The sequence below is a fragment of the Xanthomonas axonopodis pv. maculifoliigardeniae genome, from assembly GCF_041519315.1.
Classification (GTDB): domain Bacteria; phylum Pseudomonadota; class Gammaproteobacteria; order Xanthomonadales; family Xanthomonadaceae; genus Xanthomonas; species Xanthomonas euvesicatoria.
In genome coordinates, this window is sequence record NZ_CP167998.1 from 68,391 (window position 1) to 94,511 (window position 26,121).

Below are 26,121 nucleotides of genomic sequence, written 5' to 3' on the forward strand. Positions count from 1 at the left end.
GGCGCGCCCGCGCCCAGCCTGCCTCACTGAGCGGATTCAGCAAGCCGGGTATCCTGTCGCCCCCACAGCGTCACGGCTGCCTTGCACGCTGTGGGATCCCCCACACCGAAGAAACGCCGTGCCCGTGCCTGCCAACGTCACTGCTCCGCATTACAAGTCCGTTTCTGCCCGCCGCGCCGATATCGCGGTGCATGCTGCCGGCCTGTTGCTGGCCATCGTCGGCGGCGCCTGGATGGTGGTGCGCGCGCACGCCAACCAGACCATGCTGCTGGCCACCTGCATCTACGCGCTGGGGCTGCTGGTGATGTTCGCCTGTTCGGCGGCCTACAACTTCGCACCGCCGCAGCGCCAGCCGATGCTGCGCAAGTTCGACCACGCCGGCATCTTCGTCATGATTGCCGGCTCCTACACGCCGTTTTTCCTGGTGGCGCTGGACGGCACCTGGCGCTGGGTGATGATCCTCAGCGTCTGGTGCGTGGCCCTGTTCGGCGTGTTCGCCAAGTTGTGCCTGCCCGGCATCGCCAAGGGCTTCTGGGTGGCGATCTATCTGCTGCTGGGCTGGGCCGGCATCGTGGTGATCAACCAGATGATCGCCGGGCTGGACAGCGCGGTGCTGTGGCTCATCGTTGCCGGCGGCGCCTTCTACACCGTGGGCGTGGCGTTCTACGTGCGCAAATCCATGGTCTACAACCGCGCCATCTGGCACGCCCATGTGCTGGGCGGCGCGCTGTCGCACTGGTGCGCCATCTGGCTGTGCCTGCGGCCGTTGGGCGAGGGGTGACCACGCAGTGTGGCGTCCTCGGGCCGGCCGCTTGCCCCGCCCGAAGTGATACTTAATGTCACTGCATGCGCACCGAACTTGTCACCACGCTCAAGCGTCAGGCGACCGAACCCCTTGCAGCTGCAGAGCGCGACAAGGAGCCAATCCTGATCACACAGCACGGTTTATCCAATGCCTATCTGGTGGATGTTGCCAGCGATGAGCGCATGCAGCAGCGCATTGCGCTCCTGGAAGGAATCGCCCGTGGAGAAATGGCAGTCGCGCAAGGCCGTACGCTGCGCCATGAACAGGCACAGCAACGCATGGCGCGATGGCTGAAATAATCTGGTCGGTGCCGGCATTGGCTGATCTGGACGCGATTGCCGACGACATCGCAATCGATGACGCACCCGCTGCAGCGGCGGCGCTGGTCAAATGGGTGTTGCCGCAGGTCGAGCGATTGATTGAACACCCTGATAGCGGAAGCCGGCCACAGGAACTCAAGCGCTCGCGCTATCGCCAGATTGTCGAACCACCTTGCCGCGTGTTCTACCGCGTGGATGGGCAGCGCATCGTGCTGGTGCACGTCATGCGGTGGGAGCGCGCGCTTCGCAGGAACCGTCTTTCACGCTAAGAGCGGCCACAAAACCACGGCACAGCCACCAGGCGGGCGCGGCCGGTGCTCGGTGCGGCATGCACCGCGCCGACACGTCGGTTGTGAGTGCGCCGTCCACATCCAGCTGACGACTGCTCGCCACCGTCTGTTAGCCGCTCTACGGCCGGCAGGCACTCCAAGCGACTGCCGCATCCCATCATTCCACCACGCGCGGTGCCAACAGATCATCCAATCCCACACGGTGCAGCATCTCTGCGCGCAGGCGATCGAGGACCGCAAAGCCCACGTCCGCGCCATCGCCCGCCGGGTCGATATGCACCCGGAACGGCCGCTTGCCGAACGGTGCGTTCACCACCTGCACGATCGCCTGCGCCACCTCGGCCACGTCGGCGTCTTCGGGCACCAGGCGCGCAAATGCCTGCTGCACCTGTTCGCCAAAGCCCGCATACGGGCCGGCCTCGTACGCAGCGGCGCGCGCGGCGGCGTCGGGCATACCGGCATGGGCAAAGTGGTTGGTGCCCTTGGTGAAGGCGCCGGGCACGACGATCGAGGTCTCGACGCCCCAGCGTGCCAACTCGCGTGCGTACTGCACCGCCAAGGCATCCATCGCCGCCTTGGCCGCGAAGTAAGGGCCCAGATACGGCGGGGTGCCGCCTGCCGAGCTGCTGCTGGACACCCACACCAACAGGCCCTGCTGCTGTGCCCGCAAGTGCGGCAATGCCGCGCGGTTGACCCGCTGGGTGCCCAGCACGTTGATGTCGTAGACCTGCGCCAGCTGTTCGGCGGTGAACGCCTCGGCCGGGCCGAACACCATGTGCCCGGCGTTGTGCACCACCACGTCCAGCCCACCGGCCTGCGCCACGATGGATGCCACCGCCGCGTCGGCCGAGGCCTGCGATTGCACGTCCAGCTCTAGCGCGTGCAAGGCCAGCTGCTGCTTGCCCGCCAAGTCGGCCATCTCCTGCGCCACGCCGGCATTGCGGCCGGCGGTATCGCGCATGGAGGCGTAGACGGTGTGGCCGGCGGCGGCCAGCGCTTGCGCGGCCAATCGGCCAAAGCCGCTGGACGCGCCAGTCACCAGAATGCGTTTGCGCATGTCATTGCTCCTCGAGGGGGAAACCAGCAGCGTGCGCACTGCCGCGCGCCGCAGCGGGTCAGACCATGCCGCCGTTGGCGCGCAGGACCTGGCCGTTGATCCAGCCGCCATCCGGGCCGACCAGGAACGCCACCGCTGCCGCGATGTCGTCCGGGCAGCCAAGACGTTCCAGCGGGTTGGCCTTGGACAAGCGTTCGATCAATTCCGGCGACTTGCCGTCCAGGAACAGCGCCGTGCCGGTCGGGCCAGGCGCCACCGCATTGACGGTGATGGCACGCCCGCGCAATTCCTTGGACAGGATCGCCGTCAGTGTTTCCACCGCCGCCTTGGTGGCCGCATACACCCCGTAGGTTTCCAGCTTCAGGCCGACCACGCTGGTGGACAGGTTGACGATGCGGCCGCCGTCGCGCAGCCGTCGTGCGGCCTGGCGCAGCGTGTTGAAGGTGCCTTTCAGATTGATCGCGATGTGTTTGTCGAACAAGGCATCGTCGCTGTCGGCCAGCGTGGCCAGCTGCATGATGCCGGCGTTGTTGACCAGCACATCCACGCCGCCGAACGCAGTCTCGGCCGCGGCAAACAGGCGCTCGACGGCGACCGGGTCGCTGACATCGGCCTGCACGCTGATCGCGCGGCCACCGGCCGCTTCGATGCTGCGCACCAGTTGATCGGCCTCATCCGCATGGCCGGCGTAGTTGAGCACGACGGCAAAGCCATCGCCGGCCAATCGCTGCGCGATGGCAGCGCCAATACCGCGAGAGGCCCCGGTAATCACTGCAACAGTGTGCTGCTGAGTCATGCATGTTCTTCCGTTATGCCGCGGGCTGCGGCGTTGCGGAAACTATCCAATGCAATGACAGGATAATCATCACACTAAACTGCACAGCACTGTTTCCAGCGCCCGAACAGTGGGCAAGGAGTGTCATGGATCGGTTCGACGCCATGCGGTTGTTCGTGCGGATCGTGGAGCGGCGTAGCTTCACTGCAGCGGCCAACGACGTGGAAATTCCGCGCTCCACCGCCACCAAGGTCATCGCCGAGATGGAAGCGCGCCTGGGCGTGCGCCTGTTACAGCGCACCACGCGCGTGGTGCGGCCCACGCTCGATGGCGAGCTCTTCCATCAACGCTGCATGCGCATCCTCGACGACGTGGACGATGCCGAAGGCAGCTTCCGTGGCGTGGCACCCAAGGGGCTGCTGCGGGTGGAAGTGCAGGGCACGCTGGCGCGGCACTTCCTGCTGCCCGGATTGCCGGCGTTTTTTGCGCACTACCCGCAGATCCAGCTGGTGATGAGCGAGAGCGACCGCTGGGTGGATCTGGTGGAAGAAGGCATCGACTGCGTACTGCGCTATGGCCCGCTGCGCGACAGCGAACTGGTTGCACGCCGCGTGGCCATGCTCGAACGCCTCACCTGCGCCACGCCGCAATACCTGCAACGTTTCGGCATGCCTGCGCAGCTGGAAGCGCTGGACCACCACCGCATGGTTGGCTTGCGTTCGATCACCACCGGTGTGGTCACACCGCTGGAATTCCAGACCGCCCAGGGGCTGCGCACCTTCGCATTGCCCAGCCCGCTCAGCGTCACCGGGACCGAAAGCTATCTGGCCGGCATCCGGCTTGGCCTGGGCATCGCGCAGGTGCCGCGCTTCCATGTGGCGCACGACCTGCAGCAAGGCACGCTGGTGGAGATCCTGCGCGATACCCCGCCGCCGTCCAACCCGGTGTCGCTGCTGTATTCCCGCGCCCGCCAGCTGTCGCCACGCGTGCGCGTGTTTCTGGACTGGGCCGCTGGCGAATTTGCCAAACAGGCCGGCGTGGCGCAGCCAGTCGGGTAGTCGCGCTGGAGCGCTGCATCGGCATGGGCTGGGCAGGGCACCTGCGTTGACGCTTCACCGCTGTGGCACGCGCACACCCACACCAAACCCCTGCATCGGCAGACCCGGCTCTTCAGGCGCGCGCCGCTGCACCCACATATCGCCCATCATGCGGTCCAGCCCGCGGCCCAATCCGGTCACCAACCCGGCGCCTGGGGTAAAGGTGAGTTCGCCGAAATACACCTGCCCGTGCTGGATATACCAATCCACCCGCACGTAATCGAAGTCGCTGGCCAGCACCTTGCTCAGTTCCAGCGCTTGCTCAAGCAACTCCGGCGCACATGGCGGTGCGCGGCCGTCGTCGCGGATGCGATGGAACGCATCGTGCAAGTTGCCGACGAAAAACGTCATCGACAATTTCGGCGTGTCGAAGCGGCCGTAGATCACCTGCAACACGTATTTGAACGTGCCATCGGCCTGGCCAAACATGTGGAACTTGTAGTCCACCGGCACCTGCTGCGCATCGCCGATATATTTTTCCACCAGAATGCGCGGCGGAATATCGCGGTAATGGATCTCGCGCACCATGTCGGAAAAATCGGTGCGCATCCATTGGCCGCAACGCGCGATGATGCGGCGTTTCTGCTGCGCGTCCGGCTCATCGCGCACTACCTCCACCATGGCCGCGCCGTGGTTGGCCTTGATCACCGTCTGCTGCCACTGCGGCAAGCGCAGCAAATCTTGCGGGTCGGTGGTATCCAGCAATAGCGGGATCAAATGCGCCTGGCCGATCCTGGCCGCCACATACGGCCGCACCGCGAACTTGTCGGCCAGCCGCTGGTATTGCGGGTAATCACCGTGCACACACTTGCGGTAGAGGATCTTCTCGTTGAAGCATTTCGGTGCGTACAGATCGGGCAGGCGTCCAAACGTATGCAGGAAGTACAGCCGGTCCTGGTGCCGCCAGGGCAAGGTGCGTACAAGGCTGCGCGCGCCCTTGCGTAGCAGACGCTTGAGGTTGGCTGCGTCTGCCGTGGTGCGCGTCGGCGCGGCCGGGGGGCCAATCCCTGCTGGCCGTGCCAACCCCGGCAGCAGTGCAGCCCATGGCTGGGCCGACGCCCGCTCTGCACCCACCGGCCGCGTGTGCAGCCCCGTTCCGTTCTCGCCCATGGCCAGCTCCCTCCTCGAATATGAGACACCTATCACACTTTTGTGTGTTGTTAGCCACGGTATACGAGAAAAGAACGACAAACGTCACGCATTGTCTCAAGCAGCCCAATTACGCAAACATCGCTGTGTTTTCGGTCCAGAAATGCCGAAATTGCCGGCTGTTGGGTCTGCTTTGATGCGTTGCGGAAGCAGGTGCAGGCGCCACCGCCAAAACCTGGGGACATCCACCGGCGGTCGATCAGACCCAAAGCCATGAGCCATGCATTGCGCGCGGCCAAAGTCCAAACGCCTGCCAGTGCAATGCCATGCGCCCGTCTGCTGCCAGCCCGCCTCGCCGCCAGCGAACGCTGCTATGCAGGCATGTATTTGCTGCGCCTTCGCCACGCGCAGCGGGTCAATGGCATGGCTGAGATAAAAAGCGGCAGCAGCGTGCAGCGGACTTGACCGCGCCATCGCTGCCGCGCAAGGTGCAGGCTCAAGGAGCAACGCAGCTGCGGCATGTGCACCCCGCACATCTTGCATGCATCAGGACAGCCCTATGAACGTCGTTAGCACCGCACTGATCGCGCTCCCCGTCGTGGCACTCAGCAGCTGCACCGACGCGCCGCCGCCAGTGCACACACCCCCGGGCCATCGCGCCCACGGCCCACGCGCGCACCGCCAGTGCCGCACCGAACAACGTCTCGCGGTCACCGGCTACGCGTGTAGCGCAGACCCATGCCGCCACAACGCCGTATCTCTGCAATCCCGGCTCAGGCGCCTGCATCGCTGGCGGCCCATTGCTGGCCAGCTCGCAGGCAGAAGCGCACTGGCTGATTGCCCACGGCTACCCGTCGCCGACCGAGCACGCACGCTTGAGCAAGCTGGATCTGGCCCAGTTGCAGGCCGAATCGCAGGCGGGCAATCCGGCGGCCACTGTGCTCTACGGCAGCAAGACCGCACTTGGCGGCCGTTTCGAGAGCGGCGTGGCCACATTGCGCAAGGCCGCAGCCACCGGAAATATCTACGCCTACTATGGGCTGTCCGAGGTCTACAACGGCGACACCCTGCAAAAGAGCCTGGTCGAGAGCGCAGCGTATCTGCGGCTCGCCTATCTGCTCGGCGATCGCAAGGCATCGGCGGCCATCGCACAAAGAGGTTTGAGCGGTATCGAAAGCGTCGTTGCAGATGAGCGTGCGGCAGCGCTGTACCAGACCTTTGTCAACTCCTCGCGCCCGTCTCCGCGGCCGTTTGAGTGATGCGTGATGGCGGGCGACAGGTTGCTGCACGACCCCGGACGCGCGGCCGCGCAGGGTGCATGCGCGGCCAGCAAACGCTGGTGCGGTTGCACGTCATGACCAGCGCGGCATCATGCAAGCGAGGTCATGACGCGCGCGCATCATCGGCACGCAGGCACGCAGGCACGCAGGCAGCTTGCAGACCTGCCAATCACAATGACGCGGCAGCCGTAGCCTGGAGTGCGCCGGGTCATCTACATGCAGCTGCTTTTGCGGCAAACAACCGCGCACCAATTGCGCGCGCTGTGTCGAAGTGCGATTGCGGAAAGCCCGCATCCGGCACTGTCAGCAGTTCCGAGGTGCGTACCGGCGCACCGCAGAAATCGAAGATGCCGTGATTGATCTGTGTCTTCATCGCACCGAAGTAGCCGTGCCGCGCGTAGGTGCGCTCGTCTGCGCCGCCGATGGCCAGCATGTGGACGTCCAGGTGCTGCAGCTTCTTCATGATCTTGCCGTCGGCGCTTTCGTCGAACGCCCAGCCCAGCGTAAACACCCGGTCGATCCAACCTTTCAGCAGCGCCGGAAACGACCACCAGTAAATCGGGAACACCAGCACCAGCGCATTGGCCCGGTCCAGCCGCGCGTGTTCGGCCGCTACATCTGGCGCAGGTGCCGCGCGCTGCTGAAAGAGCGCGATGTCAGCCTGGTTGAAGCGCGGGTCGAAACCTTCCTGCGCCAGGTCAGCAACCTCGACCGTGTGGCCGCCGCCGGCCGCCTCCAGCCCAGCGCTCACCTGCGCGGCAATGGCGTGCGTCAGCGAGCGCGGCTCGGGATGTGCAACAACAATCAGGGCATGCATGTAGGTAATCACTCCAGGGAGAAGACAAGCACGGCTTTACCTGCAGCCGCATCAACGCGACAGAATGCTAACGACCCGTTGCAAAAGCGCTGTCAACACGAAAGGTTATGTGGTCAGTCAGCGAGCAAAGCCAGCGACGTCGCCCGACCACGCTCACATGGCGCCTCGCGTGCGTCGAAGGAGGCGCACTATCCAGCAGTGCCCAAGGCGTCCAATACGTCGTCCACCTGCTTAGCCAACTGCTGCATGCAATGCGCCCACTGCCGTAGTGGAATGGCCGGCACGCCCATGGTGCTTTCGTCGCACGAACGCGGTGTGGCCAAGGTAGCGAGCAGGCGCAGCTGGTCGCATACGCATAGCAGGCGGTATTGCGTGCCTTCGGACATCCAGTAGCCGGGTTCGTCGTGCATGCCGCTCTCCTTGCCATGGGCTGGCTCCCGCTGCACAACGCAGCGGGATGCCGGGAGGCTAGAAACCGCAGACAGCCGGCGGGCTTATTCCCCTTGCGGGTGTTGTATTCGCCGCCCTCCCGGCGCAAGAACGCCGAGCCGTGCCAGGCCTTTCGGCCAGACACAAAAAACCCACCAAATTCTCGGAGGTGGGTGCCGCTGTCTGTGTGGAGTTTCTAGGCTCCGAGCGGGAGTGTGCGGGCGGTGGTGGCTAGGGTCAAGTTACAGCGCTCGCCCAGCGCGGGTGCGCAACGGCATATGCGTACCGCGTGTTGGGCGTGTATCGAGCGGTGTGAGGTAATGCAACGCAGACCGCCATCGGGCTCCGATGGTGTCATAGCGCTCCGCAAGCGTGCGATCTAGCGGGACAGGCTGCCCTGGCTAGGCTCGTTCATTCCACGCGCCAGCTCTTGCTGCTGCGTCAGCGCCCTTTCCTGCGCAATGGCTTGGTTGGCCGCCAGGAGTTTCTGGTCCGACTGTTCCACCGGGGTGCGGATTGCCTGGTCGATCTCCACGTGCACACGCTTGTGCGCAGGATCATCCAGCCGCCCTTCTACCGCAAACACGTTGCCGGTCTTGCCCATCACAACATGGTCCACGCGGCTCAACGCATTGTCTGCCAGCGAGCGATCCCCCGCAGCCGGGTAGGCCTCGCGGTTGTCTTTGCACACCGCCAGCAGGCTACGGCTGACGCGCTCGCTCATGTCGTCGTACGGCTTGCCCACGCTTTCGTCGATCTTGCGGACGCCACTGCGAATCTGCTCCAGCATGCGGTGATCCGGGTGCGCAGGATCGTCCGGCCCGAGCGAGCCCGTTGCAGCAGGCGCACTGGGCACAACCGGAACATAGGTATGGTCGTGCGCGGGATTCACGCTTCCATCCTGGGTATGGTCGAAATGATGCAGCGTGGGCGGCCGGGTACTTGTGTCCTGATACGGAAACGGTGACTTGTTGACGCCTCGGTCCAGCCCTTCGTTCTCGATCAAATGTTCTTTGAGCCCCAGCGCTGCCATATCGATGGTCACTTGCGGCCGGGCACCTTGATACATCACGTTCGCGCGATCTTCGGCCTGCAGGATCTGCTCGACAGCCCAGGTGCCGTAGTAATTGGTGTAATCCGCAGTGGGCTGCAGCTGGCCAGCTTGATTGCGGTGCTCGCCGAGGCCTACCGGGTGCTGGCCTGGCTGCGCGTAGAGGGGAGATGGACGGTCGAAGTAATGCTGGCCCATTGCGGCGATGTTGCTGACCGTTGGAGACAAACTGCCATCCTGATTGAAGCCGAGGCCAGGATTTGCCACTGCCTTAGTGGTAAGCGGATCCCTGTGTACGAAATCTAGCGTCCTCGCATTCTTGGTGTTTAACATGAGATCAAGGCCATTGGCAGTCGGATTAGACTGTCTTTCGTGGCTGATTAACGCATTCCAACCCGCGATTTCTGCTTTCGCTTCGTCCTCGCGTCCCGACTGGATATATGAACGCAGCTCGTTGGTGTAGTCGTGCACAGGAGTCTTGGCGATTGCCTGACTCCTTACATCATTCAGAAAGTTGGCGGTAGCTTTTGTTTTATCCGCATGATTAAAGCTGTGTTGAATTTCATGCCCAAGTACGAACACCATATCTTTCTCAGAGAATCTGCCCTGAGGGTTGTTGGCAGATGCTGTCTGCAAGCCAATCGGCGGCAAATTCATAACCTTGTTGTTGCCATCATAGGTCCCGCTGGCGGAGACACCCGGTCCAACAAATCCAAAGCTCTCAAGTTGTGCACGTTTCGGGCTTGATGTATCCGAAGGATCGACGGTGGTTGCCGCTTTCTTAAGCCGATCAGCAAGGAACGGTGATCTGTTTAGCGTGGACTGCAAGTTGTCCACCATATCCTGCGTCACAGGATGACTGACTCTGGCCACATCTTGATACGTGCTCCGAGCAAACACCAGAGTCATATGTTGGACTTGCAGCGTAGCCTTTAAATCACTACTAGGAGTTGTGCCTGCTGGCTGAAAGCTTGCCGTCGGGAGCGTGATAACTCCGCTTTGCATGTCGTAACTGCCCACTAAATTTGGGGCTCTATTAGCTGATGACTGTAAGGAAAATCCCTGCAAATGCCCTTGTTTAGCCTCTTTCTCGAACTCTTTAAGAAGCGTTGTGTTGGAGATAATTGCCGTGCGCAGTTGCTGTGCTTGATCCCGCGTCACACTTGGATCAGTTGAGAAACGGGCAAGCGCTGCTTCGAGTTGGGGGCTGACGGCTGCCATCTTTCGTTCCTTGTTGATTAGTTCAACGTACCGATAGATTTGACGCAAAGTCGACCAGGCTCACGGACCACAATGTTCCTCGGGACAACGGAAATAACGATATCCCCACCAACTCCATCTTTTGCAAATTTTGTGTAACGCCAATCCTCAAGCTGACCAATCGGTCCGTAAGTAGGTGAGGCATTAAAGCCCATTGCTTTAAGTGCCTTGTCATAATGATCAAAATCAAGCCCGCAGACAGCAGACATATTAGACCAATCGTCTTTATCGTTTTGAAAAGTCAAGTCCACGCCTTTTAAAAGCGAGGGCGATTCTGGAACATAGGTAAATGCATAGCGCCACCCATCTTGCAGATCGATGCTCCAGTACGCCACTGACAGCTCTGCTGGATCTGGTTTCTTAAGAGTGATCCCCATAACTTCCCGAATACGTTCGGGACTCAGGTCATCACGGGACTCTAGCCCCTCGATCAGTTTCAAGAACCGATTGCCTATTTCTTCAGCGCTAAGCGTAATTTTGTTGGCGGTGACAGCCTCTGGCAAAGTCATGTCAGCGTGCTCCTTCGGAAGCGGCTTCAGTGGTCCATGGGCACAAGCACTTAGTGCAGGTGCGCAGAGTGCGGTTAGGAAGAGCAGGGCTGCTCGGGGGAAGCGCATTGGCAGATCCTAAGGGGTGACAGACGCAGCATACAATGTGTGAATTCATACGTAGAAAAGCTGGCGAGAGCTGCTTCGAGTTGCGGGCTAGGCGTTGCCATCAGCTTCCGTCCTTGGTTAGTTCAGTGTTCCAATTGATTTGACACATAGCCTGCCGGGAGAAACAGGCACTTCATTTTGAGGAACGAGCGAAATCACAATATCGTTTCCGCTTCCGTCTTTCGCGAAATTAGCAAACCGCCAGCTTTGTAGTTGGCCGATCTCACCATGCACGGGCGAATCCACAAATCCCAACTCAATAAGCGAACTTTTGTATTCCTCAAAATCGACGCAGTTATCTTGAAGACTTGAAGATCCTTCATCCTCGTTGACAAAAGACAGACCAATGCCCTGCTTGAGAGCACGAGACTCGGGAGTAAGCTCCAATAAGTAGCTCCAGCCATTACTAAGCGCTTGGCCGTGGATATACGACTCAAGAGCCTCAGAGGGGAAGGAAACTTTTTTCAGAGAAATGCCAGTGACTTCGCGGACCCGATCGACTGTCAGATCTTTCCTGGAGTCCAACCCGCCCAGCAGTTTCAAAAATCTTTCGCCAATCTCAACAGCGCTGAGCGTAGGGTTGACCATTGAAGTATCAGGCGTCGTCATTGCACGCGGCTCTTTTGGAAGTGGCGAAGTAGGTTTACCAAGTGTATGTGCGCATGCACATAGCGAAGTTACGCAGAGGATGGCAACTGAGAACATTGCAACCTTGGTGGGTCTCATACGCGATCCGTACACGTAGGCAGGTCATCGTACTTGAGCAAGGCAGGTCGCGGGATCACTTCCGCGCAAAGGATTCACTCATAGCATCGCTGCTCCACTGAGCATGTGACTCAGCGGCAGATCGGTGCACGCATACCATCTCGAATCCGTCCTGACATAACGTCATCGGCCCGGGTCGAAGTCGCGATGATCTTGAGCAGCCACGTCACCTGCGGGAACACTACGCGTTCCTCTCTGCTGTCTTCCATCAACCACAGCTCCGATGTCTTTCGGATGCTGGTGAAGTTAGGGATACTAACTCTTGTTGTCAACAGGCAGATTCTTCGAAAAGCGTGGCTTCCAAACGGTATCGCTTGCTCTAACTCATGCCCTTCAAAGCAGCCGACGTCACCACTCATCGCGTCGCCTCGACGGCATGCCTGTCGCGCTCATGCCGCTGCGCCGCTTCCAGCGCCGCCACGAATCCTGCATCGGCATCGGTACATGGGCTTGTAGGTGCAGGTGCCGATGTCTTCTGCAATGCGGAAGCCTTCGCCCAGGCTGCTGCATTGGTGCGGTTCGCATTGCCGCGTGCTGCACCGTGTAGCAGCTGGCGTGAGGCAGCGAAGCTGCGGCCGCGGGTGATGAGATGGTTACCTTCCGTCTCGCATCCGTCACGCCAGGCGCTGCCATCAGTGAGTAGCCCCCATAGTCCCGGTGCTGGCAAGGCGCTCGCCAATATGCATACCCACCTTCAGACCCGGTTCGGTATGCACGCCAGCCTGCTGTTCTATACGCGCGATACAGCGTCAGCGCCGCGTGCCAAAACGCCAACGCCCCGACCAGGTCGGGGCGTTGGTGATCGAGCGCTGCTTGCGCTACATCACTGCGTGCGATGTACGCGACGCATAGTCCTGATGCGGTTTACAGCACGGCAGGCATCCGCCTACCGATCATGCACCCGATTTACTTATTCGATTTGACAGCGTCGCGCACGTCATCGGCAACTTCGCCGGCCTTGCGCTGCACCTTGCCAACATTCTTTTCGGCGGCGCCTTCCAGTTCGGTGCTCTTGTCGCCAGTGACGCGGCCGATGGCTTCCTTGACCGAGCCCTTGACCTGCTTGGCGGCACCGTCGATACGATTCTTATCCATGGATGTTTCTCGTCGTTTGGGGAACCCGTCCAGTCTGTGCGTGCCGGCGTGAGCATGATGTGCGCTTGCATCCGGATGCCGCAGTTGCGAATGCACTAATTGCGTTAGTGCATTTGCGCCAGCTGCAGCTAGCAGGGCCTGGCTGAGCCGAATCTTCAAGGCATGCAGTGGACATGGTCATCGGCTGATTGACGCTGGGATGCTGCGGTAAGCAACGGCCGTAGCGTTACTGCAACTCACTCCACGCTCGCGGCCACCAGCCGCTGCCACAGTGCGGCGTTGGCGTCGCTGTCCGGCTGCAGGGTGGCCAGGATCCCGAGCGCGTGGTCTTCGTGCTCGGCACCGTGGCGGGCGAGCATGGCCAGGGCGGCGGCGAGGCGGCCGTAGCGCAATGCCAGGCCGAGCGGGGTGGCGAGCAGGCTGGTGTCGTGTTCGGGGCGCTGTTCGTCCAGCGCGGTGCCGAGCTGTGGCGGCAGGTCCCAGGCGGTGGCAATGGTCTTGGCCACGGCGGCGGTATGGCGTTCGACCAGGGCGGCGGCTACCTCCAGGTTGTAGGGCACGCCGCGGCGCTCGGCGTAGGTGTCGCGCAGGACGCGCAGGATCACGATCGCGCCCAGGCCCTGCAGCAAGCCGGCGAGTTGACCGGACAAGGTGTCGCCGCCGCGTTCGCGCAGATAGGCGGCAGCGGCGGTGGCGGTGCGCAGGGCGTAATCCCACACGGCGGCAGGCAGGCGTGAGTACAGCCCGCCATCCAGGCTCAGCACCGGCTGCATGACGGCCGCGGCGACGATCTGGCGCACGCCTTCGGTGCCGATATGCACGACCGCGCGCTCCAGGCTTTCCAGCGGGCCGCCTTGCGGGCGGTACAGCGCACTGTTGGCGATGCGCAGCAGGTTGGCTGCCAACGCGGGGTCCTGCGCGATGATCGCGGCGATGCCGCGGCCGGAGGCATCGGGATCGTTCACCGCACGCATCAGCTGCGGCAACAGGTGCGGGCGACGCGGCAGCAATTGCGGCCGCAGGTCGACTTGTTCGAGCGCGGCGGCGACGGCGGCCAACACCTCGGCCTGGGCTGGGTCGCCGGGCAGCGTGCCCTCGGCCAGCGATGGCGTGGCCATCACCGCCGCATACATGCGCCGCAACAGCGGGCGCATCGGCGGTGGTTCGATCTGCAATGTCTGCGCAGCCGGCGGCGGCACGGGCTGCTGCAGCGGCGCGGCAGGCGATGGTGCCGGTGCAATCGGCGAGGGCGACGCATGTGCTGTGGACGCATTGCTTGCCGACGGCGTCGCGATGTCATCGGCCTTGGCGTCGCGGCGTCGCGCCAGCAACCACCACAGACCTCCGGCGAGCACAACGGCACCTAGCAGTCCGGCGGCGAGCAGCAACACAGTGACGAGCATCATGGAAAAATCGTCTGATCAGTGCGGCGACTATCCGCGAAGCCGGTCGCGGCGGCAATGCGAGCGTGTGTCGCTGGGCATTGCCGTCGGACGGTCGGGCAAGCTGGCGCGCACATGCAGCAGGCCACCGTCGCGTCGTTGCGGGCTGGGGCAACGCAGTGCGTGCAGCAGGCAGCAGCTCATACCCCGCCGAGCCGCCGCCGCCCGTGCGCGATAGTGGCGCACGCGGGCCATGGCCTGCCGATGATGTGCAACGGCCGGTTCATGGCTAGCATGCAGAGACGTTCTCTGCCCAAGCGAGTGCCCATGTCCACCGTCACGCTCCACCGCGTCATACGTGCCAGCCCCGAGCGGATCTATCGCGCCTTCCTCCAAGCCGATGCGGTGGCCAAGTGGCTGCCGCCCAATGGCTTCACCTGCACCGTGGAGCATTTGCATGCGCATGTCGGCGGCACCTTCCGCATGGCGTTCACCAATTTCGCCAATGGCCAGCGCCACGCGTTCGGCGGCACCTACCGCGAGCTGCAACCCAACGTGCTGTTGCGCTACGACGATGCGTTCGACGACCCCTCGCTGCCTGGCACCATGGTCACCACGGTGCAGTTGCACACGCTGCCGTGCGGTACCGATCTGCACGTGGTGCAGGAAGGCATTCCCGAGCAGATTCCGCTACACGCCTGCTACCTGGGTTGGCAGGATTCGTTGATGCTGTTGGCGCATCTGGTGGAAGCGCATCCGGAGAATTGATCGGCTGCCGCGCACCGCGTGCTTGGTGCAGTGCAGCGATGAGGGGCATGTCTTCAGACTGACCGCTGCGCTGCACGTCGCGCTAACGCGGTGCGCGCCACTATGCATCACCAGCTGTGCAGCCCTAGAGCATCTAGGCAGCTTAAAGGGTGCAGGCATCCGCAGTTGGACCACATTCGCTCACCGACAGACACCGCGCACCGCGCGGTGTCTTCGTTTGGGTAAGAAGCCAATGCCGCGCGTCGCACGCGCCGCTGTAAGGCGGTGCCTTCCAGGTCACACTGCGGCCATCGACCTGCGCTACAGCGTGCCCTGCTTCCACAGCTGCACGATTTCCGCAGGTGCATGTTCTTCGGGGATGCGCAGCGGCTCGCTGGCGCCATCCCAGACGATGCTGAAATAGCGGCGATCGCCACCGCCGGCCTGCGGCGCCGGCAACGCGTGCGCCATGCACTGATCCAGCACGCTGCGCAGTCGCACCCGCTGCGCATCGTCAAGCGCATCCATCGCCAACTGGCGCTCGCGGCGCATGGCCGGAAACGCCGCCACCCCGCCTTCGCGCGCCAGCCGCAAGGTCACGCCGGTTTCCACCGGTGGCCGTTGTGGGCTCATGCGAGCACACCCACGTCGCGCCAGGCTTGCTGCACTGCTGCGGTTTCGCTGCTGTTGGCGCCGTAGTCGGCGCTGGCCACCTCGACGGTCAGCGCGGCGAAGGTGGCGAAGTCCGCGCCGGCGGCCAGCTCGCCACCGGTGAGCGCGCGATACCAGATGCGCCCGGTCTTCTCCCACGCCGCCCCACCGATCGCGACGGCGGCCCGATAGAACGCGTGATTGGGAATGCCGGAGTTGTAGTGCACGCCGCCATCGTCCTCTTGCGTGTCGACATAGCCGGCCATGGTCGCCGGCTGCGGGTCCTTGCCCAGGGCCGGGTCATCGTACGCGCTGCCGGGCGCCTGCATCGAGCGCAGGCCCACGCCCTTGATGCCGGGCATCAGCAAGCCGGCGCCGATGATCCAGTCGGCCTGGTCGGCGCTCTGGCGCAGCGTGTACTGCTTGATCAGCACGCCGAACACGTCCGAAATCGATTCGTTCAAGGCACCGGACTGGCCTTGATAGATCAGGTTGGCGGTGCGCTCGGTGACGCCGTGGGTGAGCTCGTGCCCGACCACATCCAGGGCGATGGTGAAGCGGTTGAACACCTCGCCGTCGCCGTCGCCGAACACCATCTGCTCGCCGTTCCAGAACGCGTTGTCGTAGCCGCGCTCGTAATGCACGCTGCCGATCAGCGGCATGCCCGCCGCGTCGATCGAATTGCGCCCGTACACGGTCTGGAAAAAATCGTGGGTCGCGCCCAGGTAGTCGTAGGCTTCGGTCACCGCCACGTCCTGGGTGGCGGCGGCACCTTCGTCACGCACCAGGGTGCCGGGCAGGGCGGTGCCTTGCTGGGCATCGTAGATGCGCCGCTGCACCGCCGGGGCGGTCTGTTGCGCCTTGGCATCTGCCGCCGGCGCATCGGCGCGTGCCAGCAGCCCCAGTGCGCGCTGCTGCCGTAGCTGGGCGGTGATTTGCCGCGACAGCAGCGCGCACTGGCGCGCGTGTGCGGGCGCAGCCTGCGCCACATGTTCGAGCAGATACGGCGGCAGGATCCCGGCGCGGCGCGCGCTGACAAACGCGGACATAAGCGACCTCCACAATGGCTGCGCCAGCGACTATGCGGGCGCCGGCTTTAGGAATTCGTTAGCCGGCGCCGGTGGCCGCGTGCAGTGCGGATCGCATGGGGTGTTGCGTTCATTCCAGCTGCGACAGCGCCTGCGCAATGGGGGTCTGCCCGTCGATGAAGCCGATCGTTTTGCCGATGCTGCCCGGCGTTGCCAGTGCGGCGGCGATCACCTGCGCCACGTTGGCACGCGAGACGCCGCCTTCGGCATCGCTGCCCGGGTCGCGGGTGATGCGGCCCGAGGGTGGGTCCAGCGTGAGCCGGCCGGGGCCGAGCACGGTCCAGTCCAGCGTGGTACTGCGCAGGTGCGCATCGGCAGCGGCCTTGGCCTGCGCATAGGCGAAGAAGGCATCGTCCGGCCCGATGCCGTGTTCCAGCCCGGCGCCGAGATAGGACACCATCACATAGCGACGCACGCGCGCCTGCTCGGCCGCATGCATGGAGCGAATGGCCGCATCGCGATCCACCGCGTAGGTGCGCGCCGCATCGCCGCCGCCCGCCCCGGCCGACCACACCACCGCATCGTGACCGGCCAGTTGCGCGGCGATGGCATCGGTCTGTGCGTGTTCGATATCGAACACCACCGGCGTGGCGCCATCGGCCATCACGTCGTCTTCGTGTGCAGGGTTGCGGAACAGCGCGGTGACCTGATGCCCGCCTTGCACCAACAGCGGCGTGAGCAGGCGCGCCACCTTGCCGTGGCCACCGATGACGAGAATTCGAGACATGTACCTCTCCAACAGCTGCGCGCCGACATGGCGCGGAAAGGCGGCCATCCTCGCCAACGCGGTGCTAAGGCGGTGTAATCGCGCACCGGCCCTGCCATACCGCGATAAGCGCATGCCTTCCGCAGTTGCTCGCCGCCGCTGTTGCTTCCTGGGTGGTGCTCCTCAGTGCCAAGGCGTGGCGATCGAACATTCCGGCCAGCATTCCCCGCAGCCACCACATCTAGGACACTGACGGGCCAGAGTCTGCGAGAGTTGCTGATGCCGATGTCTTCCGAGTTACGCCCGCGCGTTGGCTGCGGTGCCTTCATCCAGCGCGCCGATGGCCGCCTGTTGCTGGTGCTGCGCGGGCGTGCGCCCGAGCAAGGCCATTGGGGGCTGCCCGGCGGCAAGGTGGACTGGATGGAAACCGTGGAAGCCACGGTGGTGCGCGAAGTGCTCGAAGAGACCGGCCTGCAGGTGCACCCGCAGCGCGTGCTCTGCGTGGTCAGCCACTTCGAGCCGGACATGGACCCGCCGCAGCATTGGGTGGCGCCGGTGTATCTGGCCAGCATCCAGGGCCCGGAACAGGCGGTGCTGCGCGAACCGCAGGTGCTGCTGGAACTCGGCTGGTTCGCACTCGATGCCCTGCCCACGCCACTGACCCGCTCGGCCATGCAGGCGGTGCAGCAGGTGCAGGCCGAGCACGCCGCAGCCCGGGCATGACTGCCTGACAGCCGCGCTGCGGCTCTCGTGCGGCGGGCATGTGCTGCGCCGCGCAGGTCACATGGATTTTGTCGCCGCGCTCGGCTATTTTCTGCGCTGCCGGGGCGAGGGGACAGCGCGCCCGGCGGATCGAATCGCACGGCCGGGATGCCGAACGACTGCGTGGCGCCCGGCCACTCATCAGGGGACACGAATGGAATCGCTCTATCCGCAAGGCCCGGCCGTGGTGCCGGAACAGCTCACTGCGCCCAGCAGCAACTATCGTCGCAACGCCTGGCTGGCCATGCTCGGCCTGGGCGGTTTCATCGCCGTGTACCTGGGCTTGCTGGTGTGGTTCGGCTGGACCGCCTACCGGCTGGTCGCCGGCTTGCTGCAGGGCTCCGGTGGCGAGCAGGCATTCTGGCAATGGGTGGTGGCCGCCGGCGCGGCGTTTCTGGCGGTGTTCATGGCCAAGGCGCTGGTGTTCAACAAGCGCGCCGAACGCGACACCCGCGCGCTGGAACTCACCCCCGCCGAGCAGCCGGCGCTGTTCGCCTTCCTGTACCGGCTGGCCGACGATGCCGGGGCACCGCGCCCGCACAAGGTGTACCTGTCGGCGCAGGTCAACGCCGGGGTGTTCTACGACCTGTCGCTGATCAATCTGCTGCTGCCCTCGCGCAAGAATCTGGATATCGGGCTGGGCCTGGTCAATGTGCTCAACCTGGGCGAATTGAAGGCGGTGCTGGCCCATGAATTCGGGCATTTCGCCCAGCGCACCATGGCGGTCGGCCGTTGGGTGTATATCGCCCAGCAGATCGCCGCGCACATCGTGGGCAAGCGCGATGCGCTGGACCGCATACTGGCCACGCTGTCGCGCATCGACCTGCGCGTGGCGTGGATTGGCTGGGGGCTGTCGTTGATCGTGTGGTCGATCCGCTCGCTGGTCGAAATCACCTTCCGCGGCGTGGTGCTGGCACAGCGCGCACTTTCGCGCGAGATGGAATACCAGGCCGACCTGGTCGCCGCATCGCTCACCGGCAGCGATGCGCTGGTGCATGCACTGCACAAGCTGGAAGCGGCCGATGACGGCTTCCAGCGCGCGCTGCGCTTTGCCGCGCGCGAATTCGCCCAGGACCGCCCGGTCAAGGATCTGTTCGCCATCCAGTCGCGCATCATCGAACACATGCGCGTGGTGTTGAACGACCCCGGCCATGGGGCGGTGCCGGCGGTACCGACCGAGACAGCGCCGATGCACCGGCTGTTTCATGGCGAAATCGCACAGCCCTCGCAGATGTGGGCCACGCATCCGCCCAGCGCCGCACGCGAGGAGAATCTCAAGCGCCGCTACATCGCCTGCCCCATCGATGCGCGCCCGGCCATGGAGCTGCTGCATGACGCCCAGGCGCTGCGTGAACGCGTCTCGCTGGGCATGTTCAACGGCCAGGCGCCCACCTGCGTGGACACTGCCGTTTCGCTGGAGCAGTTGGAACGCGACTTCGCCGCGTTGTCGTTGTCGCGGCGCTACCAAGGGCTGTACCTGGGGCGCTCGTGCACGCGTACCGCGCGCACCCTGGACGAGCTGTATGCCACGCCGCTGCCGTCCGGCGACCTGCTGCAGGCGCTGGACGGCCTGTACCTGCCCGACGATGGCCAGGCGATCGAACAACTGCGCGAGCGCGAGCGCCAACGCGCCACCTTGCAAGGCCTGATGGATGGCGGGTTGCGCGCCGCCGGCGGGGTGGTGACCTGGAAGGGCACCACGTTGTCGCGCACGCAGCTGCCGGCGGTGATCGCCGAGCTGGACGACGAGCTGCGGGTGCTGCGTGCGCGCGTCAGCGGCCATGATCAACGTTGCCGCAGCGTGCACCTGGCGGCAGCCAACCGTATCGGCGGCGGCTGGCCGGCGCTGCTGCGTGGCTATCTGGCCGTGCTGCATTACACCGACCACACCATCGCCGATCTGGAAGACGCCAATCTGCTGTACCTGCAGACCTTCCAGAGCGTGATCGCCGATGGCCGCGTCTCGTCCAAGGAATTGCGCAAGCTGGTGGCGGCCTGCAATCAGGTGCAACGCGCGCTGGGTCAGGTGTATGCGCAAGCCGGCCAGGTGTATGCGCAAGCCGGCCAGGTGCAGATGAACGCGCCGCTGGCGCAGGCCCTGGGCAAGCCGCAGTGGTCGCAGTGCCTGCCGGAATTTGGTCTGGTCGAGGCCGACGAGAACAACATCAATGCCTGGATGAAGGCCGCCGGCAGCTGGGTGCAAGTCACCCTGGACGCCCTGGGCACATTGCGCGATGCCAGCCTGGAAGAGTTGCTGCGTGCAGAAAACGCCGTGGCCGAGCGACTGCGCAGCGGCGACACCTCGCCAACCGACGCCACCCCTCCGGCGGCACCGACCGACTACCCGATCCGCCTGCCGGGCGAGATGCGCCAACGCGATCTGCGGCAGAACCTGTGGCAGCGCTTTCTGGCCGCCGACGGCGTGTTTCCGTCGGTGGCGCGGGTGGCGGTGGCCGCATCGATCGTGGCTGGCGTGTTGTGGGCCGGCGGCGCGGTGGGCATGGCCGAAGTGGTCGCCTACAACGGTTTGCAGCAGACCGTGACGGTGGCTATCGACGGGCAGTCGGCCACCATCCCGGCCAATGAGCGCCATGTGTTTCGCCTGTCAGAGCGTTCGACCCATCATGTGGAAACCCGCACCGCCAACGGCGCGGCGATCGAACGTTTCGATGCGCCCAGCGGCGGCCACGGCGGCCAGTTCGCCTACAACGTGGCCGGTGCCGCGCTGCTGCTGAACTGGCGTGCCAGCTACGGCTCGGCCAGCGAAGACACCACGCGCAGCCTGAGCACCACACGCTGGCAACGCACCCAGGCGCAGGACATCTTCAGCGAGCCGCCGCAGAAGGTCAGCGGCAAGGGCGGCCAGTACCGCGACGTGCTCACGGCCGTGTCCGGGCGTTCGCCCCACGAGCTGTTGGGCGAGCTGGGACCGGAGCGCGATCTGGCGCTGATCACCGCGCATGCGCGCTGGGACGCTGCGGACTCGGCGTATCTGGAGCAGTGGATGGAGCAATTGCGCAGCGCAGCGCCACAGGCCTTGCCCGCCATTTTGACCGAGCGCCTGCAGCGCAACCGGCAAGACGTGGTGGCGCTGCGGATGCAGCAGGACATCGCCACGCCCGAGCAACGGGCGCAGGTGTGCGGCCAGCAGACTACCGCTGCGCAGGCGCATCCGGATGCGCCTGCATTGCAGTACGCGGCGATCCGCTGCCGCAGCGATACCCCCGAACGCGACCAGGCGTTTGTCGCCGCACAGGCGCGCTGGCCGAATGACCCGTGGCTGCAGCGCGCTGCAGCGGCCGTGCAGGTCGGTCAGCTGCATCTGCCGCAAGCCCAGGCGCTGTACGAACAGGCAGCGCGCGCGCCGGCACTGGCCGATGAAGTGCTGCCGCTGCTGGCGCGTTTGCAGCGCTACCGCGGCCTGGCGACGGACCTGCCAGGCATGGCGCAGCAGTCGCCATCACTGGCATCGATCGTGGCACTGGAGGGCGGTGAGCGCACCCAGGGCACGCCGTACCACAGCTATTACGCCCTGGCCCACGGGCAACTGGACACGGCAGTGACAGAGGCGGCCGCCGATGCCGACGTGCAGGCGCGCATCGTCCGGCTCGCGGCCGCGTCCCATGGCGCCAGCGCCGCATTGCTGCAGCAGGCACGCGTGCTACCCGAAAGCGCCGGGCTCGACCCGATCACTGCACCGAGCGCCTGGGCACTGGCCGCGCGCGAGGGCTGGCAGACGGATGCGTTGCGTGCGGCAACCCTGCAAGGGACCGGCGAAGATGGCGCCTACATCGCCCGGTTCTTCGACGCGGTACAGGCCGGCGGCAGCCAGCAGCAGGCCGAAGCGGCGTTGGGCGGCGTGAGCCTGGTCGGCCGCGGCCTGGCCTACACGATGGCGGCGGTCCTACTGGGCCAGCGCTGCCCGGATGCATGGCGGCGTGGCGCCCAGCAGCTGTTGTTTGCCAGCGAGCGCCCCTATCTGGGCTGATGCAGTGCCCGGTGTACGACGATGCAATCGCTCAGGTGAGGGCGCCACGTCCCTCGCTCGGACACTGCCGGCGTAGCGCACGCGATGACGCCGCGTTGCCGAGCGGATGCCCAGCAACGAACAACACCTGCGCTCGCCGCCGTGCGGGTGCGGGCCGGCCGCGGCACAGCTTCCATTTCCCACGCCCCACGGAAAAAGCCAGCAGGCGCTACGCGCCATCGCGCGTTTTTTTCAGCAGGCAGCGCAGCTGCCGTTGCCGAAGTTCGACGCGCAGCCCTAACGCGCTGCTGACACCGGCTAGGCGCAATCCTTACATCTTCTCGCCTAGGTTGAGACCGACTGGCGCTGCAGTGGCAGTGTCAACATCGATCAGGAGAAATGGGATGAGTCTGCAAATTCCTCAGGGCGCCTTGGTAGTGGTGGCCGACGGCGGCGAAGCCCGCTGGTTCACCAACACCGGCAACGAATCCAAGGTGGTGTTGCGCCAGCACGCGCGCACCGACGTGCAGAACGTCGATGACGACGGCCCGGCCGGCAAGGCGCCGCAAGATCTCACCGAAACAGACCTGGACGAAATGACATTCGCCAAGCAGCTCTCGCACGCCTTGAACGATGGCGCCTTGAAGCACGAGTACACGCACCTGGTGCTGGTGGCCGACCCGACCACCTTGGGCCGCGTGCGCCCGTTGCTGCACAAGGAAACCCAGCAGCGCCTGGTGGGCGACCTGGCCAAGGATCTGACCAACCTGCCGCTGGAAGATATCCAGCGCGCCTTGTCGTAATCAAGCGGAGCATCCAGACGATGGGCTTCGTTCGCCAGTACGCCTCCCAGGCCCCGGAACGCAGCGCAGTGGAGGCACAGACCGGTTTGCAGGTTCTGGAATTCGGTACCGACTGGTGCGGCCACTGCATTGCCGCGCAGCCGCTGCTGCAAAAGCTGTTGGGCGGATACGAAGCGATCGACTACCGCAAGATCGAAGACGGGAAAGGGCGGCCGCTGGGCCGCTCTTTTCGCGTCAAACTGTGGCCCACCATTATCCTGCTGCGCGACGGGCAGGAACTGGCACGCGCAGTCAGACCGCAAACGCGTGAGGACCTGCAAGACCTGTTGTCGCTGCTGGATGCAGCCTGATTGCACGCAACATCGCATCGCCTTGAGATGCGCTTGCACGGCGCTGAGCATCGCTGACGAACGTTGGCGTGCGGTCGCCTGACGCAGGCGCAGCAGGTTTTCATTCTCTGTAAAAAGCGGGCTTGCGATGCATCGTGCTGCTGCAGGTGCTGCGTCACGCAGGGCGTGCGCGACATCGTCGCAGCGGATGCGTACACAGCGGACGGGCGCGTACGCATCGCGCACCAGTGCAGATGAATCGGCCAGAAAACAAGGTGTTTTGCGCGCCTGGCGCCGTCGCGCCTGCATCGATCGGCCGGCTGTAGTAACATAGCGCACTGATCAAGCCCTTGGGCAATGCCCATCCCTTGGTCGTCTGTCCCGCAGCGTCGTTGAATCCACGCGGCCGTCCGGGAATGCCTCCGGTGTCATCTAAGTGCAATGCGTTGCCGTACTTGCGTGATGTGCCGTGTCCTGTGCGTTGCCAGGGCGTGTGGGTAGCGACGGCCTGCGCCCGACGAGATATCCCGGGCGCAACTTACGGAGACCATAAATGCACGATGCCCGCGCGATGCGTTCGCACTTTGGCTGGTTCAAACGCCGCCGCCAGCTGCAACTGGATGACGTCACCGTGGTGGACCGCAGCATGCTGCGCAAGGCCGTCGGCGCTGCGGCGCTCGGTAATGCAATGGAGTGGTTCGACTTCGGCGTATACGGCTATTTGGCGGTGACGCTGGGCCAGGTGTTCTTCCCGGCAAGCAACCCCACCGCACAATTGATCGCGACCTTCGCCACCTTCACCGTGGCCTTTCTGGTGCGGCCGATCGGCGGCATGGTCTTCGGACCGCTCGGCGACCGTTACGGGCGCCAGAAAGTCCTGGCCGCCACGATGATCCTGATGGCGCTGGGCACCTTCAGTATCGGCCTGATTCCGGCTTACGAGCGCATTGGCTTATGGGCGCCTGCACTGCTGTTGCTGGCGCGTTTGCTGCAGGGATTTTCCACCGGCGGCGAATACGGCGGCGCGGCCACCTTCATTGCCGAATACGCCACCGACCGCAATCGCGGCCTGATGGGCAGCTGGCTGGAGTTCGGCACGCTGGGTGGCTACATCGCCGGCGCCGCCACCGTGACCGCCTTGCACATGAGCGTGACTCCGGCGCAGATGCTCGATTGGGGCTGGCGCGTGCCCTTCCTGATCGCCGGGCCGTTGGGGTTGCTGGGCCTGTACATGCGCATGAAGCTGGAAGAGACCCCGGCATTTCGCGCCTATACCGAACAATCCGAGCAGCGCGAACGGCAGACCGCCGCGCAGGGCCTGACCACGCTGCTGCGCCTGCATTGGCCGCAACTGCTCAAGTGCGTGGGCCTGGTGCTGGTGTTCAACGTCACCGACTACATGCTGCTGACCTACATGCCCAGCTATCTCAGCGTCACGATGGGTTACGCCGAGAGCAAGGGCTTGTTGCTGATCATCCTGGTGATGCTGGTGATGATGCCGCTCAACATCGTCGGCGGCATGTTCAGCGACAAACTGGGCCGGCGGCCGATGATCATCGGTGCCTGCATCGCGTTGTTTGCGTTGGCGATCCCGTGCCTGTTGCTGGTCGGTAGCGGCAACGACGGGCTGATTTTCGCCGGGCTGATGCTGCTTGGCCTGGCCCTGGTGTGCTTCACCAGCTCGATGCCGTCCACCTTGCCGGCGCTGTTCTACACGCCGGTGCGCTACAGCGCGTTGTCGATTGCCTTCAACGTGTCGGTGTCGTTGTTTGGCGGCACCACGCCGCTGGTCACCGCCTGGCTGGTGGAGCGTACCGGCGACCCGCTGGTGCCGGCGTACTACCTGATGGGCGCAGCGGCGATCGGCTTGCTGACGATGCTGTTCGTGCGCGAAACCGCGGGATTGCCGCTACGCGGCTCGCCGCCGGCGGTGGCCAGCGATGCCGAAGCGCGCGCCTTGCTGCAGGCCGACAGCCCGGTGACGGTGGATGCGCAATTGCCGGTCACCACCACAGCGTCGATGGGCCAACCGCGCACGGCGTGAGTTGTCGGCGATTCGCATGGCATGCATTTGTGGCTTCAGGCGCATGTGGTGCTGTTGCAGCAACCGGTGAGATCACGCCAGAGGCGATGCGGGCGATGACGCTGCGCATCGCCGCCAATGTGAAGGCAGGCGACGGCCGGAACCTTCGAAGGTGACGGTCGGCGGGCTAGCAAACCGTCGCCAGCAACCGCTTGGCGGTTTGCGTAGTAGCGGTGTTGGCTGTGCTTGTTCGTCACGCACAGGATGGGTGGAAACTTCGCTTCGCCAAGTTTCAGGTCCACATGCTGTTGCCCGTGATCGACGCAGCGCGTTGCACGATGCTGCAGTTCGCCGCTGCTGCCTTTAGCGTGCGGTGTACGGGTTGTGCTCTGGCAACACGGGCATGCGCATATCGGCCGATGGCGCGCCTTCGCCGGTTTCCACATAGCGTTTGAGGCTGCTGCCGAGAAAGAAGCGCCAGCCACGCGCGCAGGCCTCCTTGCACGGCGAATCGCGATACCCGGACTGCACGAAATCCACCTGCGTGCCCTGGCTGATGGAGCGCAGCTCAAAGCGCATCACCGTGCCTTTCCAGGCGTCGGTGTCGAGCATGTTGGAGTCGTGGCAGCGCCAGCACACCAGTTGGTGATCGGCGCCTTCGTCGATGCTCAGTTCCACACGCCAGCCCTGCCGGCTCCAGTCCAGGCGCACCAGATCGTCGGCCAGGCTCACTTCACGGGTCCACCAACGCGCAAGCTGCCTGGGCTCGGACAACGCGGCGCAGACCACTTCCGGCGCGGCGGCAATGACGATGCTGTGGCGGATCTCGCAATTCATCTGGTGAGCATTCGCTGCTTGGACGCCGATGATTGCCGCA

The 26,121-nt window shown here is 64.3% G+C and carries 24 protein-coding genes, 1 other RNA gene and 1 pseudogene; 12 read left to right on the forward strand and 14 right to left on the reverse strand.

Annotated elements, in window-relative coordinates; genetic code table 11:
• The first annotated feature begins 118 nt into the window (after positions 1-118).
• The 4 genes from trhA to ACDH77_RS00290 all read left to right on the forward strand — a co-directional run bounded on the left by trhA (position 119) and on the right by ACDH77_RS00290 (position 1,530).
• On the forward strand, positions 119-781 hold the full coding sequence (trhA, locus tag ACDH77_RS00275) for a PAQR family membrane homeostasis protein TrhA (RefSeq protein WP_011345814.1): 663 nt from the start codon (positions 119-121) through the stop codon (positions 779-781).
• A 65-nt stretch (positions 782-846) separates the two neighbouring features.
• Positions 847-1,104 (forward strand): type II toxin-antitoxin system prevent-host-death family antitoxin, encoded by a 258-nt coding sequence (locus ACDH77_RS00280; RefSeq protein WP_184423124.1) that lies wholly within the window; start codon positions 847-849, stop codon positions 1,102-1,104.
• Positions 1,092-1,394 carry a type II toxin-antitoxin system RelE/ParE family toxin gene (locus ACDH77_RS00285; RefSeq protein ID WP_372353657.1) on the forward strand — a complete coding sequence of 101 codons (303 nt, stop codon included), beginning with the start codon at positions 1,092-1,094 and terminating at the stop codon, positions 1,392-1,394. The genes ACDH77_RS00280 and ACDH77_RS00285 overlap by 13 nt, the downstream gene beginning before the upstream one ends.
• A gap of 59 nt (positions 1,395-1,453) precedes the next feature.
• Positions 1,454-1,530: non-coding RNA, sX9 sRNA (locus tag ACDH77_RS00290), on the forward strand.
• A 42-nt stretch (positions 1,531-1,572) separates the two neighbouring features.
• Here ACDH77_RS00290 and ACDH77_RS00295 read toward each other — a convergent pair.
• Together ACDH77_RS00295 and ACDH77_RS00300 are read right to left on the reverse strand one after the other, a co-directional pair.
• Complete coding sequence (locus ACDH77_RS00295) at positions 1,573-2,472, reverse strand: SDR family NAD(P)-dependent oxidoreductase (protein WP_372353658.1); 900 nt, start codon at positions 2,470-2,472, stop codon at positions 1,573-1,575.
• A gap of 58 nt (positions 2,473-2,530) precedes the next feature.
• A complete protein-coding gene (locus tag ACDH77_RS00300) occupies positions 2,531-3,268 on the reverse strand; it encodes an SDR family oxidoreductase (RefSeq protein WP_008574050.1) in 738 nt (245 codons plus the stop codon).
• A 125-nt stretch (positions 3,269-3,393) separates the two neighbouring features.
• Here ACDH77_RS00300 and ACDH77_RS00305 point away from each other — a divergent pair, with 125 nt between their 5' ends.
• Positions 3,394-4,305: a LysR family transcriptional regulator gene (locus ACDH77_RS00305; protein WP_372353659.1), complete on the forward strand. Its 912-nt coding sequence runs from the start codon at positions 3,394-3,396 to the stop codon at positions 4,303-4,305.
• 54 nt (positions 4,306-4,359) lie between these two features.
• Here the strand turns inward: ACDH77_RS00305 and ACDH77_RS00310 are convergent, their stop codons facing one another.
• Positions 4,360-5,454, reverse strand: coding sequence for an ATP-grasp fold amidoligase family protein (locus tag ACDH77_RS00310; RefSeq protein WP_071117541.1), 1,095 nt, complete (start codon positions 5,452-5,454; stop codon positions 4,360-4,362).
• A 559-nt stretch (positions 5,455-6,013) separates the two neighbouring features.
• On the opposite strand from ACDH77_RS00310, the pseudogene ACDH77_RS00315 reads away from it, so the two are divergent.
• A pseudogene (locus ACDH77_RS00315) lies at positions 6,014-6,692 on the forward strand (hypothetical protein).
• Between the two features lie 229 nt (positions 6,693-6,921).
• On the opposite strand, the gene ACDH77_RS00320 reads toward ACDH77_RS00315, so the two are convergent.
• The 7 genes from ACDH77_RS00320 to ACDH77_RS00350 all read right to left on the reverse strand — a co-directional run bounded on the left by ACDH77_RS00320 (position 6,922) and on the right by ACDH77_RS00350 (position 14,192).
• Entirely contained in the window at positions 6,922-7,530 is a 609-nt protein-coding gene (locus ACDH77_RS00320; protein ID WP_014088904.1) for an NAD(P)H-dependent oxidoreductase, read from the reverse strand.
• 188 nt (positions 7,531-7,718) lie between these two features.
• Positions 7,719-7,940: an XAC0095 family protein gene (locus ACDH77_RS00325; RefSeq protein WP_209261964.1), complete on the reverse strand. Its 222-nt coding sequence runs from the start codon at positions 7,938-7,940 to the stop codon at positions 7,719-7,721.
• A 398-nt stretch (positions 7,941-8,338) separates the two neighbouring features.
• Positions 8,339-10,171, reverse strand: coding sequence for an XVIPCD domain-containing protein (locus tag ACDH77_RS00330; RefSeq protein ID WP_372353875.1), 1,833 nt, complete (start codon positions 10,169-10,171; stop codon positions 8,339-8,341).
• 77 nt (positions 10,172-10,248) lie between these two features.
• Positions 10,249-10,887, reverse strand: coding sequence for a hypothetical protein (locus tag ACDH77_RS00335; RefSeq protein WP_031420504.1), 639 nt, complete (start codon positions 10,885-10,887; stop codon positions 10,249-10,251).
• A gap of 117 nt (positions 10,888-11,004) precedes the next feature.
• Positions 11,005-11,652: a hypothetical protein gene (locus tag ACDH77_RS00340; protein WP_228729097.1), complete on the reverse strand. Its 648-nt coding sequence runs from the start codon at positions 11,650-11,652 to the stop codon at positions 11,005-11,007.
• Positions 11,653-12,597: 945 nt separating this feature from the next.
• Positions 12,598-12,786, reverse strand: a complete 189-nt coding sequence (locus tag ACDH77_RS00345; protein WP_008575250.1) for a CsbD family protein — start codon at positions 12,784-12,786, stop codon at positions 12,598-12,600.
• Positions 12,787-13,022: 236 nt separating this feature from the next.
• Positions 13,023-14,192, reverse strand: coding sequence for an HDOD domain-containing protein (locus ACDH77_RS00350; protein ID WP_046935366.1), 1,170 nt, complete (start codon positions 14,190-14,192; stop codon positions 13,023-13,025).
• A 213-nt stretch (positions 14,193-14,405) separates the two neighbouring features.
• Here ACDH77_RS00350 and ACDH77_RS00355 point away from each other — a divergent pair, with 213 nt between their 5' ends.
• Positions 14,406-14,936, forward strand: coding sequence for an SRPBCC family protein (locus tag ACDH77_RS00355; RefSeq protein WP_031420509.1), 531 nt, complete (start codon positions 14,406-14,408; stop codon positions 14,934-14,936).
• Positions 14,937-15,236: 300 nt separating this feature from the next.
• Here ACDH77_RS00355 and ACDH77_RS00360 read toward each other — a convergent pair whose 3' ends face one another.
• From ACDH77_RS00360 to ACDH77_RS00370, 3 genes are all read right to left on the reverse strand, one after another.
• Positions 15,237-15,548, reverse strand: a complete 312-nt coding sequence (locus ACDH77_RS00360) for a protealysin inhibitor emfourin (RefSeq protein WP_005917446.1) — start codon at positions 15,546-15,548, stop codon at positions 15,237-15,239.
• Positions 15,545-16,615, reverse strand: a complete 1,071-nt coding sequence (locus tag ACDH77_RS00365) for a M4 family metallopeptidase (protein WP_218488954.1) — start codon at positions 16,613-16,615, stop codon at positions 15,545-15,547. The genes ACDH77_RS00360 and ACDH77_RS00365 overlap by 4 nt, the downstream gene beginning before the upstream one ends.
• A 109-nt stretch (positions 16,616-16,724) precedes the next feature.
• Entirely contained in the window at positions 16,725-17,381 is a 657-nt protein-coding gene (locus tag ACDH77_RS00370; RefSeq protein ID WP_011345828.1) for an SDR family oxidoreductase, read from the reverse strand.
• Between the two features lie 258 nt (positions 17,382-17,639).
• Between ACDH77_RS00370 and ACDH77_RS00375 the strand changes: the two genes are divergently transcribed.
• The 5 genes from ACDH77_RS00375 (at position 17,640) to proP (ending at position 25,265) form a co-directional block, all read left to right on the forward strand.
• Entirely contained in the window at positions 17,640-18,083 is a 444-nt protein-coding gene (locus ACDH77_RS00375) for an NUDIX domain-containing protein (RefSeq protein WP_008573866.1), read from the forward strand.
• A 283-nt stretch (positions 18,084-18,366) separates the two neighbouring features.
• Positions 18,367-22,110, forward strand: a complete 3,744-nt coding sequence (locus ACDH77_RS00380) for a M48 family metallopeptidase (RefSeq protein WP_372353876.1) — start codon at positions 18,367-18,369, stop codon at positions 22,108-22,110.
• A 383-nt stretch (positions 22,111-22,493) separates the two neighbouring features.
• Positions 22,494-22,892, forward strand: coding sequence for a host attachment family protein (locus tag ACDH77_RS00385; RefSeq protein WP_008577854.1), 399 nt, complete (start codon positions 22,494-22,496; stop codon positions 22,890-22,892).
• Between the two features lie 20 nt (positions 22,893-22,912).
• Complete coding sequence (locus ACDH77_RS00390) at positions 22,913-23,242, forward strand: thioredoxin family protein (RefSeq protein WP_008577855.1); 330 nt, start codon at positions 22,913-22,915, stop codon at positions 23,240-23,242.
• A 532-nt stretch (positions 23,243-23,774) separates the two neighbouring features.
• Entirely contained in the window at positions 23,775-25,265 is a 1,491-nt protein-coding gene (proP, locus tag ACDH77_RS00395; protein ID WP_014088919.1) for a glycine betaine/L-proline transporter ProP, read from the forward strand.
• Between the two features lie 342 nt (positions 25,266-25,607).
• On the opposite strand, the gene ACDH77_RS00400 is transcribed toward proP, so the two are convergent.
• On the reverse strand, positions 25,608-26,081 hold the full coding sequence (locus ACDH77_RS00400) for an SRPBCC family protein (RefSeq protein WP_008577858.1): 474 nt from the start codon (positions 26,079-26,081) through the stop codon (positions 25,608-25,610).
• Between the last annotated feature and the right edge of the window lie 40 nt (positions 26,082-26,121).

Excerpts from the sequence above, each read along its gene's own strand:
- ACDH77_RS00320 (WP_014088904.1), bottom strand. The coding sequence starts at position 7,530 with ATGCATGCCCTGATTGTTGTTGCACATCCCGAGCCGCGCTCGCTGACG.
- ACDH77_RS00295 (WP_372353658.1), bottom strand. The coding sequence starts at position 2,472 with ATGCGCAAACGCATTCTGGTGACTGGCGCGTCCAGCGGCTTTGGCCGA.
- ACDH77_RS00280 (WP_184423124.1), top strand. The coding sequence starts at position 847 with ATGCGCACCGAACTTGTCACCACGCTCAAGCGTCAGGCGACCGAACCC.
- proP (WP_014088919.1), top strand. The coding sequence starts at position 23,775 with ATGCACGATGCCCGCGCGATGCGTTCGCACTTTGGCTGGTTCAAACGC.
- ACDH77_RS00285 (WP_372353657.1), top strand. The coding sequence starts at position 1,092 with ATGGCTGAAATAATCTGGTCGGTGCCGGCATTGGCTGATCTGGACGCG.
- ACDH77_RS00335 (WP_031420504.1), bottom strand. The coding sequence starts at position 10,887 with ATGCGCTTCCCCCGAGCAGCCCTGCTCTTCCTAACCGCACTCTGCGCA.
- ACDH77_RS00400 (WP_008577858.1), bottom strand. The coding sequence starts at position 26,081 with ATGAATTGCGAGATCCGCCACAGCATCGTCATTGCCGCCGCGCCGGAA.
- ACDH77_RS00380 (WP_372353876.1), top strand. The coding sequence starts at position 18,367 with ATGCTCGGCCTGGGCGGTTTCATCGCCGTGTACCTGGGCTTGCTGGTG.
- ACDH77_RS00385 (WP_008577854.1), top strand. The coding sequence starts at position 22,494 with ATGAGTCTGCAAATTCCTCAGGGCGCCTTGGTAGTGGTGGCCGACGGC.
- ACDH77_RS00390 (WP_008577855.1), top strand. The coding sequence starts at position 22,913 with ATGGGCTTCGTTCGCCAGTACGCCTCCCAGGCCCCGGAACGCAGCGCA.
- ACDH77_RS00350 (WP_046935366.1), bottom strand. The coding sequence starts at position 14,192 with ATGATGCTCGTCACTGTGTTGCTGCTCGCCGCCGGACTGCTAGGTGCC.
- ACDH77_RS00325 (WP_209261964.1), bottom strand. The coding sequence starts at position 7,940 with ATGCACGACGAACCCGGCTACTGGATGTCCGAAGGCACGCAATACCGC.
- ACDH77_RS00345 (WP_008575250.1), bottom strand. The coding sequence starts at position 12,786 with ATGGATAAGAATCGTATCGACGGTGCCGCCAAGCAGGTCAAGGGCTCG.
- ACDH77_RS00340 (WP_228729097.1), bottom strand. The coding sequence starts at position 11,652 with ATGAGACCCACCAAGGTTGCAATGTTCTCAGTTGCCATCCTCTGCGTA.
- ACDH77_RS00310 (WP_071117541.1), bottom strand. The coding sequence starts at position 5,454 with ATGGGCGAGAACGGAACGGGGCTGCACACGCGGCCGGTGGGTGCAGAG.
- ACDH77_RS00370 (WP_011345828.1), bottom strand. The coding sequence starts at position 17,381 with ATGTCTCGAATTCTCGTCATCGGTGGCCACGGCAAGGTGGCGCGCCTG.
- ACDH77_RS00305 (WP_372353659.1), top strand. The coding sequence starts at position 3,394 with ATGGATCGGTTCGACGCCATGCGGTTGTTCGTGCGGATCGTGGAGCGG.
- ACDH77_RS00365 (WP_218488954.1), bottom strand. The coding sequence starts at position 16,615 with ATGTCCGCGTTTGTCAGCGCGCGCCGCGCCGGGATCCTGCCGCCGTAT.
- ACDH77_RS00300 (WP_008574050.1), bottom strand. The coding sequence starts at position 3,268 with ATGACTCAGCAGCACACTGTTGCAGTGATTACCGGGGCCTCTCGCGGT.
- ACDH77_RS00375 (WP_008573866.1), top strand. The coding sequence starts at position 17,640 with ATGCCGATGTCTTCCGAGTTACGCCCGCGCGTTGGCTGCGGTGCCTTC.
- ACDH77_RS00360 (WP_005917446.1), bottom strand. The coding sequence starts at position 15,548 with ATGAGCCCACAACGGCCACCGGTGGAAACCGGCGTGACCTTGCGGCTG.